Source organism: Shewanella psychrotolerans (genome assembly GCF_019457595.1).
GTDB classification, from domain to species: Bacteria; Pseudomonadota; Gammaproteobacteria; order Enterobacterales; family Shewanellaceae; genus Shewanella; species Shewanella psychrotolerans.
The window spans coordinates 1,792,310-1,805,588 of the sequence record NZ_CP080419.1; the positions used below are offsets into that span (position 1 = coordinate 1,792,310).

Sequence of the window (13,279 nt, forward strand, 5' to 3'; positions counted from 1 at the left end):
ATTTTATTTCGTATAATCCGCGCGAATTTTTAAAAACCTGTTTATTAAAGGAAGCTAGAACATGGCTATCGAACGTACTTTTTCTATCATCAAGCCTGATGCAGTTGCTAAAAACCACATTGGTGCTATCTATAACCGTTTTGAAACAGCTGGCCTTAAAATCATCGCTTCTAAAATGGTTCACCTAAGTCAAGAGCAAGCTGAAGGTTTTTACGCTGAGCACAGCGAGCGTCCTTTCTTTGGTGCACTTGTTGAGTTCATGACTTCAGGTCCTATCGTGGTTCAAGTGTTAGAAGGCGAAAACGCAGTTCTTGCTCACCGTGATATCCTAGGTGCTACTAATCCAGCTGAAGCGGCTCCTGGTACTATCCGTGCAGATTTCGCGCAAAGCATCGATGAAAACGCTGCTCACGGTTCAGACTCTGTAGCGTCTGCTGAGCGTGAAATCGCGTACTTCTTCAGCACTGAAGAGCTTTGCCCACGTACTCGTTAATTTGAGCGCGTTATAGTTAATACCAAAAGGAGCCTTCAAGGCTCCTTTTTTGTATCTGGGTTTTCAGGCAAAATAGCGCTAGCCTTTTCTATATATTTGAGATGTTGATGAAAATTCTAGCCGATGAGAACATGCCTTATGTTAAAGCCCTTTTTGCTGATGTGGGGGAGGTTGAGCTAATCGATGGTCGTAGCTTATCTGCGGAGCAAGTCAGCGATGCTGACGTGTTACTGGTGCGTTCTGTTACTAAGGTTAATCAGCAACTTTTAGGTCTAAACAATAAACTGCTTTTTGTTGGTAGTGCCACAATCGGTTTAGATCATCTAGATCAGGATTATTTAACTCAGCGCAATATTACCTATACCAATGCTCCAGGTTGCAATGCTACGGCTGTGGGGGAATATGCCTTCATTGCAATGTTGGAGTTGGCGCGTCGATTTGAACAAGGCTTAATTGATAAAACGGTCGGTATTATTGGTGCGGGAAATACGGGTTCAGCGCTGGAAAAATGCCTTGAGGCCTATGGTGTTAAGGTATTGCTACATGATCCCTTTTTAGCACTGAGTAATGATAAGCGCGATTTTGTTGATTTGGATGAGCTCATTGCTCGCTGTGACGTGATTTCATTACATGTACCGCTGACAAAAACTGGTGATTATCCAACGTGGTATCTATTTGACGAACAGCGATTGGCCAGTCTGATGCCTGGGTGTTGGCTGCTTAATTGCTGCCGCGGAGAGGTAATAGATAATCGCGCATTGATCGCGGTTAAGCAATATCGTGAAGATATCAAAGTGGTGCTTGATGTATGGGAGGGGGAACCCAACCCCATAGCTGAGTTAGTGCCCTATGTTGAAATCGCAACGCCGCATATCGCTGGATATAGTCTAGAAGGGAAGGCTCGCGGTACATTTATGCTTTATCAATCTTTGATGCATAAGTTAGGTAAGACCCCCGATAAGTCGATGGATAGCTTGTTACCAGCGTTATGGAGTCATCAGCTTTCGCCTATTGATGTTCCCGATGAAAAGGCGTTATTAAGTCTAGTGAGGCTGGTGTATGACCTTCGCGATGACGATGAGATTTTCCGTAAACGGTTCCAAAATAACAATGGGTTTGACCTTATGAGAAAAAATCATCAGCACAGACGTGAATTTAGTGCGTTAAGGCTAGCCAATAACGCTGGTTCTGATGTAGATTGGTTGTTCAAATTAGGTTTTTCAGGAGTCGGTCTGTAATTATGTCGCAGGAATATAACGTAGTCGTATTAGGTGCATCGGGAGCCGTGGGTCAAACAATGATTGAGATCCTCGAAGAGCGCAATTTTCCCGTCGCGAATTTGTACCCACTGGCCAGCAGCCGCAGCGCAGGCGATACAGTCACATTCCACGGTAAACAGGTCGAAATTTTGGACGTTGATACCTTTGATTGGTCTCAAGCCCAAATTGGTTTCTTCTCTGCTGGTGGAGATGTATCGGCTAAGTGGGCGCCGATCGCTGCAGAGCATGGTTGTGTCGTGATTGATAACACCTCTCACTTTAGATATGACATCGATGTACCGCTTGTCGTGCCAGAAGTGAACCCTCAGGCGATTGCCGATTTCCGTAATCGTAATATTATTGCTAACCCTAACTGTTCAACGATTCAAATGTTAGTTGCACTAAAACCGATTTATGATGCGTTTGGTATTTCGCGTATTAACGTCGCAACTTACCAATCGGTATCTGGTTCAGGTAAAGAAGCGATTGAAGAGCTGGCAAGCCAATGCGCTAAGTTATTACAAGGCTTACCCGTTGAACCTCAGGTTTATCCTAAGCAAATCGCGTTTAACGTATTGCCACAAATTGATGTGTTTATGGATAATGGCTACACCAAAGAAGAGATGAAGATGGTGTGGGAAACGCAGAAGATTTTTGGTGACGATCAAATCGTGGTTAACCCAACGGCGGTTCGCGTTCCTGTTTTCTATGGCCACTCAGAGGCTGTGCATATTGAAACGGTACAAGCCGTCGATGCCGACGATGTTAAATCAGTGTTGCGTGGAGCCCAAGGTGTTGAGTTGTTTGAGTCTGATGATGAGTATCCTACCGCGGTAACAGATTCGGCGGGTACAGATCCGGTATATGTCGGTCGAGTACGTAAAGATATCTCCCATCCAAATGGCATTAATCTATGGGTAGTATCTGATAATATTAGAAAAGGTGCAGCGCTTAATAGTGTGCAAATCGCTGAAGTATTGATTCGAGACTACTATTGATATTGGGGCGATATTAAAGCCTTAGTTGAAAAAGCCTGCATTTTGCAGGCTTTTTTTGTGTTATCACTTGTTTTTGAATTGTGAATAGTAGCAGGGCAGTAAATTCTAGTTTATAGTAATCTCAATAAATACAATTGCCTAAAGCATGCTGTTAAATGACGGCATAACACCGCTTGAAAGGGAAGAATTGATGAACTTTCGCACATCGCATCTTGTTGGTCTTCTAGCCAGCGCACTCGTGATCCTAACATCAACATCGGGAATGTTATCAGCGGCGGAGCCGTTAAAAATTACAGGGCCAGATGGCGAGAGTCGTCAAACGTTGCGACAGTATGGGCCAACGACTTCAGTCGACACCTTCTGGAGTATCGCTCAGAAAATGAGACCCGACTCCAGTGTGACTATTTATCAGGTGATGGCAGCTATTTATGATGCAAATCCCCATGCGTTTAGCAGTGATAATTACAATAGTCTTGAGAAGGGCATGATATTGCTTATTCCCTCGAAAGAGGTCATGGCAGCGATTCCCAATAGTCTTGCTAAGCAGCAAGCTCAGCGTAACGATAAAGGTTGGCAACAAGCCAAGAATGCCGCCCCTGTAGAGAAAGTGACTCCCACGAAAGCCGAGCAAAAAACGGTAACACCGGTAGATAGCGTCCCGGTATTAGTCAGCGTTGAAACAAAAAAACAGATAGAAGAACTCACCGCCAAGTTGGAAGCGCTGCAAGCACGTAACTTGTCCTTAACCGATGAATTAGCCAGAGCACAAGATAAGCTTAATTTGGGGGTAAATGACTCTGAAATGTTACAAGGTAAAATTGACGAGCTAAATACCCGTAACGCAGAACTTGAAGAAGCGTTATTAGTACAAAAGGAACAAAATGCTGAGCTTTCTAACGAAGCCAAAATGTTACGAGAGCAGCTAACGGCTCCGACTCAACCCGTGGTCGAAGAGGTGCCAACTGATCACTGGCGTACGCTTATGAGTAGCCCATTATATCTAGCGTTGGCCGTAGTCATACCCGCTATTTTACTCCTGGTTATTGTTTGGTTAGCGTTAAAACGCCGCAGTAATGCTGCTGAAGATAAAGAAGTCGTTGAAGATAATAAGGTATTAGAGCCTGAGCCGAGTCCTGATCTTGGTGCTAGTGCACCTACTGAAGAGGAGATGATTGCTGTTTATCTTGATACTGATGAAGCTGATTCACTCGATTCTTTAATGAGTGTGGATGCCAGTGAGTTAAAACCTGAAGCCGATTTATCGGACGATTCAAATAAGTTGGATATGGCTGAAGATATGGTTGTTGATTCTGGTGACAGCCAACAAAAAGATTCATTTGAAGAGGAAGAGGGACAGTCTTTAGATGATCTATGGGCGGAGGCCATGGGTGAGCAAGAAGATGAGCTTAATGCCGGTGATAGTCCACAGGAAGATGATCTTGATTCCCTGCTTGCTGATTTAGACACACCCAAATCGTCTAGTGATGGCAATGATGATTTAGATGATTTAATGGCGTCTTTAGACGATGAGTCACCTAAAGACGTTGAAGAAACAGATCTTGATGACATGATGTCCGAATTCGATTTGCCTGCAGATACAGAGGAAAAAGAATCTGCACCAGAAGAGGAAGATTTGGATGCGCTTTTAGCAGAGTTTGATCTACCTCAAATGGGGACAGATGATCAGACCGTTGATGACAAAGTGGATTTAACTGATGAGATTGCTGCAGAGTTAGATTCTGTAGAGTCAGATGTTGATGAGGCAGATTTAGATAGCTTACTTGCAGAATTTGATACGTCGTCTCAAGCGCCAAAATCTGAAGATGCATTGATAGAAGAGGTTACGGCGCCGACTGATGACGACAGCGACGATGTTGCTGCCCAAATTGCCGCTGAACTGGCGTCTGAAGAAGACGAAACGCCAGTTATCGAGGATGTTGATGCCTTACTTGCTGGATTTGAAACAGAACCGGCAGAAGATATCGAAGAGCAGCCAGCTGTTGACATTGAATCGCCGGTTGAAGGTGATGTGGCGTCTGACGACAGCGCTGAAATTGGTGCTAATGACGAACCTATCGATAGCAACGAAAGTGATAGCAGTGTTTTGGCATCGTCAGAATCAGAACTAGAAGCAGAACCAGATCCAAAGGTTGATGATAAGTCTGCGCTTGAATTTGAATCTTTTGCGATAGAGGATGCAGCAAATTCGGAGCCTGAAGAGGTTGCTGCGGAAATTAGTCTTGACGGTTCTGCTGATGATGTTGCACTCGATGCATTGTTAGCAGATCTTGAAGCGGTTGATAAAAAAGAAGATAAAGAAGAGTCTGGCTTTTTCAATGATTTAAAAGGCAACAAGCGTAGTGACGCTAATACGCTCGATTGGGATAGCAGTTTTGCCAGTGATGATGTGGATGAATCCATTGAAGCTGATGACTCAGATGATGAATTCTCAATAGATATTCAAGATGATGATAGTTTAACGGTTGATCAAGCACTAGCGGCATTAGATGCTGCTGAGTCGAAGAAAAAGCCTGCCAAAGCCGTCGATGAACATGATCTTAGCGCATTTCAACAGGATAATGGTTTTATTGATATCGATCGTCTTTTAAATGAAGCCGATGAAGATGATGCTGATGTCGATCAGTATAAAGAACTCGATGTCGATATGGGCGAATTGGATGATCTAATGAGTAACGCATCTATGGTCGATGTAGATGACGAAGAAAATGCCGTTAATGCAAAGTTGGATCTAGCCCGTGCCTATATTGAAATCGATGATATTGATAGCGCCAAGGCATTGCTTAAAGAGGTTGAGTTAGACGGTAACGAACGTCAGCAAGAGGAAGCACTAGGGTTGTTAAAAGAGTTATAACCTTTGTCGCGATAGATACGGCGCTTCGGCGCCGTTTTTTTTATTAAAATAGCTCAATTGGGTCGTCTTTTTGCTGACTTAGTTGTCATGATTATGGCAACGATATGCTAAAATCGCGCGCTCAAAATGAATTTTTTACAATAAGGGTTTGTATTACATGCGCGTCGCATTAGGTATTGAATATGATGGTAGTCGTTATTTTGGGTGGCAACGTCAAGCCGAAGTTGACTCAGTTCAAGCCCAACTAGAAAAGGCGCTTTCTAAAGTTGCCAATGAGCCTATCGCTATTCAATGTGCCGGTAGAACCGATGCGGGAGTGCATGCTACTGGTCAAGTGGTCCACTTTGAAACTAATGCGATACGAAAAGAGAGTGCTTGGACCTTAGGCGTGAATGTTAATTTGCCTGATGATATTGCTGTTCGTTGGTCGAAAGAGGTTGATGACGAATTTCATGCACGCTTTAGTGCCACAGCACGCCGTTATCGTTATATGATTTATAATCACCAGCTTCGACCTGGTATTTTGCGTTCTGGAGTGAGCCATTATCCAGGTGAGATCGATCAAGATAAGATGCATCAAGCAGCGCAATATCTACTTGGTGAACAAGACTTTACCAGCTTTAGAGCGATTCAATGCCAGTCGAATACCCCTTTTCGTTGCGTTCATGAAGTCAATGTTACCCGCCAGGGGATGTATATCTGTGTGGATATCAAAGCCAATGCTTTTTTGCACCATATGGTACGTAATATTGTTGGTTCACTGTTAGAGGTGGGTTACGGTCGCCAAGATATGATCTGGATAAAAGATTTGTTGGCGCTTAAAGATAGAACCCAAGCCGCTGCAACCGCTAAACCAAACGGTTTGTATTTGGTCGATGTGACTTATCCTGAATCTTATCAGTTACCTAAATTAGCCCTCGGTCCACTATTTATGTTGGATTAACGGCTGATATTGTCTGATTTTATTGTCTTTATTTATCGTGATATTGCTTTTTACTACCAGTAAGAGTGTCTTATGCAAACTGTACCTAATCATCATTCGAGTTTAACAACTTGGCTTGACCATTTGATGTCTATTCACCCGACAGAAATTGATATGGGATTAAGTCGGGTATCGTCAGTAGCGAAAACGATGGGGTTGACTGACCTTGGTCAAACCAAAGTTATTACTGTAGGTGGGACAAATGGTAAGGGCACAACCTGTGCAATGATAGAGCAGATCATGACACAGGCAGGCTATAAGGTGGGTGTATATAGCTCTCCTCACATGCTTAAATATAATGAGCGAGTGCGAGTTGCTGGTATTGATGCCAGCGATCAAGAATTAATTGAAGCGTTTTGTGCAATAGACAAAGCACGAGGCGAGATTTCTCTCACCTTTTTCGAGTACGCGACATTAGCGGGTTTGGTGATTTTTAAGCAAGCAGCGCTCGACTTAGTGCTCCTGGAAGTGGGGCTTGGTGGTCGTTTAGATGCAACCAATATTATTGATGCCGATATCAGTGTCGTGACGTCTGTTGATATCGATCATCAAGAGTATTTAGGCGATACACGCGAGCTAGTTGGCAGAGAAAAGGCGGGCATTTTTAGAGCAGGCTGTCCTGCTATTGTTGGAGAGCGAGATCTTCCGGTGTCAGTTGCCGAAGCCGCGCATGAGATTGGCGCACAATTGTTGGCGGTTGGTGATGCTTTTGATTATATACAGCATGATGATAGCTGGGATTTTAACGGTATGTCGCTATCGCTATCGGGTATACCCATTCCTCAGTTACCGCTACCCAATGCTGCAACGGCACTGGCTGTTATTGAGCAGTTGATACCATCTATATCTGAAGATGTTATTTATCAAGGATTATTAAACGCTAAATTGACGGGTCGATTAGAGTTATTTTCAAAGGCGCCAGTAGTGCTGCTTGATGTGGCCCATAATCCTCATGCCGCTCGTTACCTAAAACAGCGGTTAGCTGCATACTCTGGCCACCGAGTTGTGGCGCTTTGCGGCATGTTAAAAGATAAAGATTGTCAGGCGGTAATATCGACGTTAGATGACGTGGTTGATACATGGTATTTTACTGGCCTAAACTGTGAGCGTAGCGCTAGCGCTGACTTGTTAGTCTCATGCTTACCACAAGGTAGCATTGGCTATCCATTTGAATCGATAGTGCAAGCGTATCAAGCGTTAACAAATAATATCTGCGATGATGATGTGGTAATTGTGTTTGGCTCCTTTTACACTGTGGCAGAGTTTAAAAATCTAAACCTTGGGTGAATCAACGTGGACGAAGTAGAAGTCAAACAAACAAAGTTATCTAGTCAGTTTCAAAATCGTCTCGTTGGGGTCATTGTGTTAGTGGCGTTAGGGGTTATTTTTCTTCCCGATATTCTTGATGGTAAAAAGCAGCATCAAGAGGAGCAATTTGCGGAGATTCCATTGCGACCTAGCATTGAAGAATCGTTTGATGCGAGCGCTGAATTCGAAGCCATTGATCTCTCAAATGCAGAATCTCAATTTATTGCAGATGATGAGACGGTAAGTGATAAAGATACAGTCTTAGCGACGGAAGAAGGCGTAAAACAAGAACAATTATCAGAGTCTGCTAATAAAGCGACTAAAGCGGCAGCTGAAAAGGTCGTGCCGAGTTCTGCCTATACGTTACAGTTAGGTAGCTTTAAAAATGCGGCAAATGTAAATGCGTTAGTAAAACGTCTAAGAAGTAAAGGTTTTAGAGCCTACACTGTGCCTAAGACCCCCAAAGACGGGGAGTTGACTAAGGTGTTTGTTGGCCCTGATGTCTCGATGTCTAAATTACAGAAGCTGCAAAAAGAGATCGATAAATTAACTGGTTTAAAATCTGCCGTGGTGAGCTTCAATCCAGTCGAGTAGATTAATAAGGCGTTAACACCAAGGCCTGAAGCGGTATGTTTCAGGCCTTTTTGTTAGTGATTGTTGGTGTTTTTTCTGCTGAAATTGATTTTATCCAATAAGCAAATTCAGTGTCCATTATTCAGAATAAACTTAATTGATTTTAAATGGGGCTAGGGGGTGAGAATGTCTTCAGTCTCTGGTAAGATCGCGCCGTCTTAATACCAATGCTGGATCACCTTATTCAATGGTTTGGATCGATTACGCCATTATTGCTGTTATCGGAATATCAACTTTAATTAGTTTGCTCCGTGGTTTTGTTAAAGAAGCTATGTCACTCGTGGTATGGTTTGCAGCTTTTTTCGTCGCGAGTCAGTTTTATGAAGATCTCGCCGTTTATCTCACCCAGATGCAAGATGAATTCGTTCGTAATGGTGTTGCTATTGCAATTCTGTTTATTTCGACCTTGATTCTTGGTGCGCTAATCAATTATCTCATCGGCCAGTTAGTGGCTAAAACAGGCTTATCTGGCACCGACCGAGTGTTAGGTCTCTGTTTTGGTGCCTTAAGAGGTGCCCTAATTGTCAGCGCGATACTGTTTTTTTTGGATGCTTTTACCGGAGCACCCAAGACTGATTGGTGGCATAGTTCGCAACTTGTCCCTGAATTTGGAGTGGTTATCCAGTGGTTTTTTGACTACGTGGAAAACACCTCAAGCTTTGTACCTAAAATATAACAATGCCTAGAGCATGATTGATCAACATTACGGTTATTTCCAAGTGTTGTATCAACAATAATAACTATCAGAACATCTTAAAATGAGGAAACCTACCCATGTGTGGTATCGTCGGAATAGTTGGCCGGACTTCAGTTAATCAGACAATCTATGATGCACTAACTGTATTACAACATCGTGGTCAAGACGCTGCGGGTATTGTAACTGTTGATGGAAATGCATTTAGATTGCGTAAGGCCAATGGTCTGGTAAAAGACGTATTCGAGCCTAAACATATGCAACGTTTGCAAGGTAATGCGGGGATTGGGCATGTGCGTTATCCAACTGCCGGTAGCTCTAGCGCATCAGAAGCACAACCTTTTTACGTAAATTCCCCATTTGGTATCTCACTCGCGCACAACGGTAATTTAACGAATACGGTTGAATTGCATGAGCGCTTAGTTAAGCAGCGTCGACATGTTAACACCACCTCTGATTCTGAAGTGTTACTTAATTTGTTAGCGGATGAGTTACAACATACCGAAAGCCAGTTTCTTACTGCCGACGAGGTGTTTGAGGCGATCACTAATGTACATAAGCTGACTCGTGGTGCATACGCAGTGGCAGCGATGATCATTGGCCAAGGTTTGGTGGCTTTTAGAGACCCGTTTGGGATTCGCCCATTAGTGCTCGGTAAGAATGAGACTGAGCAGGGCACCGAATACATGGTTGCCTCTGAAAGTGTCGCACTCGACGCCGTTGGTTTTGAGACGGTTCGTGATGTTGCGCCAGGTGAGGCTATTTATATCTCTCTCGACGGTCAGTTATATACTCGTCAATGTGCGGCGTCACCTAGCTATTCTCCTTGTATTTTTGAATACGTCTATTTTGCGCGTCCTGATTCAACTATCGATAAAGTGTCAGTCTATGGCAGTCGAGTGAACATGGGGGTGATGCTGGGTGAGAAAATCAAGAAAGAATGGGAGGATCATGATATTGATGTGGTTATTCCTATTCCCGAAACTTCATGTGACATCGCACTTGAAATCGCCCGCAATATGGATTTGCCATATCGCCAAGGTTTTGTGAAAAATCGTTATATTGGCCGTACTTTCATTATGCCTGGTCAACAGGAGCGTAAGAAGTCGGTGCGTCGTAAACTTAATGCTATTGATGCTGAGTTTAAAGGCAAAAATGTACTTCTAGTCGATGATTCTATCGTTCGTGGAACGACATCAGAGCAGATCATCGAGATGGCACGTGAGGCTGGCGCTAAGAAAGTTTATTTTGCATCTGCAGCACCTGAAATTCGCTTCCCTAATGTCTATGGTATCGATATGCCTACCACCAGTGAGCTGATTGCTCACGGTCGTGATGCGGAAGAGATCTGTAAACTGATTGGTGCCGATGGTATTATTTTCCAAGATCTTAGTGATCTTATTGAAGCAGTACGTCAACAAAACCCTGAGATTAAGTGTTTTGAAACATCTGTTTTTGACGGGAAGTACATTACCAATGATGTTGATCAGGCTTATTTAGACCATTTGACACAGTTGCGTAACGATGATGCTAAGGCTAATCGCATCAAAGATATTGGTATGAACTTAGAGATGCATAACGTCTGCCATCCGTAGCCTTTCCATATTCTAATGTGACGTCAATTATAATGGGTGTCAAGATTGCGAATATCAAAACCGACTTTGAGTAAGTCGGTTTTTTTATGTCGAAAACCTTTAAATATAAATAATTGATCCTTTTGGTGATTTCGAACAGTTAATGCTACTTTTATACTGTAGTTATTTAACGTCGAGTTAACATTATCGAATTATCTAGGAGAACTCAATGAAGCAACTGTCCATTAGTACCAAATTACTGTGGATCACTTCTGCGCTGTTTTTGATTATTGTTGCTATTTTGTCATTCAGTTTATGGTGGTCATTAAGTGATAAAAATGAGCTACTCGCGGATCAAGTTCAACAGACACTGCAGCAAGAAATTCAACAACGCTTAAGTGCAAGGGCTGGGGAGTATGGTGAGCAGGTCGCAGGGTTTATTAATGAAGCCTATCGAATCCCTTATTCTTTTGCTGGTATGCTTGAGACGACTTCAAAAGATGCGCAACTCCCTAGAGAAAGCATTCAGATAGCTGTTGCGGGTGTATTGCAAAAAAACAGTCAAATATCATCAATGTACGCACAGTTCGAGGCTAATGGTTACGATGGTCGCGACAGTGAATTTACCATTGATTCTCCACATAGTGTTGCCGGTGCTGGAACATTAGAGATCTATTACACTCGTAATAACGATGGCAGTGTAGAGCATCAACAAGTAGATGATGCCGCAGAGAAGTATGTTGCCACATTAAATGAGTTTGGTATTCGAGAAGCTGAGTGGTATCTGTGTGCTAAAGACACTAAGAAACCCTGTTTAATGGAACCCTACTTATACGAAATTACTCCTGGTAACAACGAGTTAATGACATCGTTAACCGTTCCTGTGGTCGTGAGTAACCAGTTTAAAGGCGTTATTGGCGTCGATCTTAATTTACCGATATTTCAAAAATTGATCGATGAGCTGTCAAACAGTCTCTATCAAGGTAAAGCCAAAGTGACTTTGCTGAGCCAAAAAGGCTTGGTTGTAGCAGCGAGTCATTATGATAAGAAAGCTCGGCCATTATCTGAATCAATTGATCCTAACCTCGCATCTCAATATCAAAAGCTGAATAGTAACGGTGGATATTTAGAACAAGGGGATAATATTGTCGTGGCTTATCCTATCGATATTACCGTTGCGGGTGCTCAGTGGTCGTTGGTGATAGAAGTCAATAAAATCGATGCTTATGAGGCCGCGTTGGAGATGGACAATGCGATGTCTGCAATGGCCAGTTCTCTTGGCAGTCTGTTGTTGATTGTCGGCAGTATTGTATCTGTTATTGCGGTGGTAACGATTAGTCTAGTGATCCGATCAATTATTGCACCATTGAAAGTGATTCAAAGCCGAGTGGAGAACCTTGCAAGTGCTGAGGGTGATCTGACTCAATCTATAACGGTAGAATCTCACGCTGAACTTATTGCCCTTGGTGGCGGTATCAACGGTTTTATTACTAAGTTAAGACTGTTAATCACAGAGCTGAAAGAGTTAGCCTCTCGTTCCCAAGATGAAAGCCAAACAGCAGCGGGTATTGCTCAGCAAACGCGAGACAGCGTTAATCGTCAATACAGTGAGATTGAAAGTGTGGTCACAGCTGTTAATGAGATGAGTGCTACAGCACTTGAGGTTGCGAAAGCATCTGAGCAAACCGCGGCCGAAACCGAAGCGATGACGGCGAATGTTAAAGCGGGCGAGGATAGCTTAAGCAAGGCGATGGGCTTTGTGACGAATATGTCTCAGGAATCATTATTGGCTAAAGAGGCGGTTAGTAAGGTCGCAGACAGTAGTACTAACATCAGTAAAATTTTAGAAGTGATCAGTGCCATTGCAGAGCAGACTAACTTGTTGGCCTTAAATGCAGCAATCGAAGCGGCTCGTGCAGGAGAGCAAGGACGAGGTTTTGCGGTGGTGGCTGATGAGGTTAGGGCATTAGCATCGAAAACTCAAAGCTCGACTGATGAGATTAGCAAGCTAATTGAATCGTTACAGAAAGAGGTTAAGAGTGCATCGAACATTATTGACCAAGGCGTAAATGGCGCTCAGCGCGCGGTTGAACAGACTGAATCGGCGTTAACTTCACTTAATACTATAGTGAGCCAAATTGAAGAGGTGTCTAGTCAAGTTACCCACATCGCGACTGCGGCCGAGGAGCAAAGCGCAGTCACCGAAGAGGTTAACCGTAATATTACCGGGATCTCCGATTCGGCTTCTGAGTTAGCGCGTCTTGCCGATGAAGCACAGCAAAGCAGTGTTAGCCTAGCTAATTTAGTTGCGCAGCAACATCAGCAGCTTGGTAAGTTGAAAACCTAAGCCTCGTCGATAGAATGGCCAAGATGTGATCACGACATCTAGGCTATTCATTATTTATTTGCTTTTTATATCATCGAGTCAATTTATCATTGGTAAATCAAAGCGTTTGGCGACTCATC

The 13,279-nt window shown here is 43.3% G+C and carries 10 protein-coding genes; all 10 read left to right on the top strand.

What is annotated here, in order from left to right:
* The first annotated feature begins 61 nt into the window (after window positions 1-61).
* The 10 genes from ndk to K0I62_RS08010 all read left to right on the top strand — a co-directional run bounded on the left by ndk (window position 62) and on the right by K0I62_RS08010 (window position 13,160).
* Window positions 62-493 (top strand): nucleoside-diphosphate kinase, encoded by a 432-nt coding sequence (gene ndk / locus K0I62_RS07965; protein ID WP_220070925.1) that lies wholly within the window; start codon window positions 62-64, stop codon window positions 491-493.
* 107 nt (window positions 494-600) lie between these two features.
* Window positions 601-1,731 carry a 4-phosphoerythronate dehydrogenase gene (locus K0I62_RS07970; protein WP_220070926.1) on the top strand — a complete coding sequence of 377 codons (1,131 nt, stop codon included), beginning with the start codon at window positions 601-603 and terminating at the stop codon, window positions 1,729-1,731.
* 2 nt (window positions 1,732-1,733) lie between these two features.
* Window positions 1,734-2,750: an aspartate-semialdehyde dehydrogenase gene (locus tag K0I62_RS07975; protein WP_220070927.1), complete on the top strand. Its 1,017-nt coding sequence runs from the start codon at window positions 1,734-1,736 to the stop codon at window positions 2,748-2,750.
* 190 nt (window positions 2,751-2,940) lie between these two features.
* The gene (locus K0I62_RS07980) at window positions 2,941-5,622 is read left to right on the top strand and encodes a FimV/HubP family polar landmark protein (RefSeq protein WP_220070928.1); all 2,682 of its coding nucleotides are present in this window, start codon (window positions 2,941-2,943) and stop codon (window positions 5,620-5,622) included.
* A gap of 157 nt (window positions 5,623-5,779) precedes the next feature.
* Window positions 5,780-6,565: a tRNA pseudouridine(38-40) synthase TruA gene (gene truA, locus K0I62_RS07985; protein ID WP_220070929.1), complete on the top strand. Its 786-nt coding sequence runs from the start codon at window positions 5,780-5,782 to the stop codon at window positions 6,563-6,565.
* Window positions 6,566-6,637: 72 nt separating this feature from the next.
* On the top strand, window positions 6,638-7,891 hold the full coding sequence (gene folC, locus K0I62_RS07990) for a bifunctional tetrahydrofolate synthase/dihydrofolate synthase (RefSeq protein ID WP_220070930.1): 1,254 nt from the start codon (window positions 6,638-6,640) through the stop codon (window positions 7,889-7,891).
* A gap of 6 nt (window positions 7,892-7,897) precedes the next feature.
* Window positions 7,898-8,506: an SPOR domain-containing protein gene (locus K0I62_RS07995; RefSeq protein WP_220070931.1), complete on the top strand. Its 609-nt coding sequence runs from the start codon at window positions 7,898-7,900 to the stop codon at window positions 8,504-8,506.
* Window positions 8,507-8,732: 226 nt separating this feature from the next.
* Window positions 8,733-9,221, top strand: a complete 489-nt coding sequence (locus tag K0I62_RS08000) for a CvpA family protein (RefSeq protein ID WP_220070932.1) — start codon at window positions 8,733-8,735, stop codon at window positions 9,219-9,221.
* Between the two features lie 98 nt (window positions 9,222-9,319).
* Entirely contained in the window at window positions 9,320-10,834 is a 1,515-nt protein-coding gene (purF, locus tag K0I62_RS08005) for an amidophosphoribosyltransferase (RefSeq protein WP_220070933.1), read from the top strand.
* A 208-nt stretch (window positions 10,835-11,042) separates the two neighbouring features.
* On the top strand, window positions 11,043-13,160 hold the full coding sequence (locus tag K0I62_RS08010; protein WP_220070934.1) for a methyl-accepting chemotaxis protein: 2,118 nt from the start codon (window positions 11,043-11,045) through the stop codon (window positions 13,158-13,160).
* The last annotated feature ends 119 nt before the right edge of the window (window positions 13,161-13,279 follow it).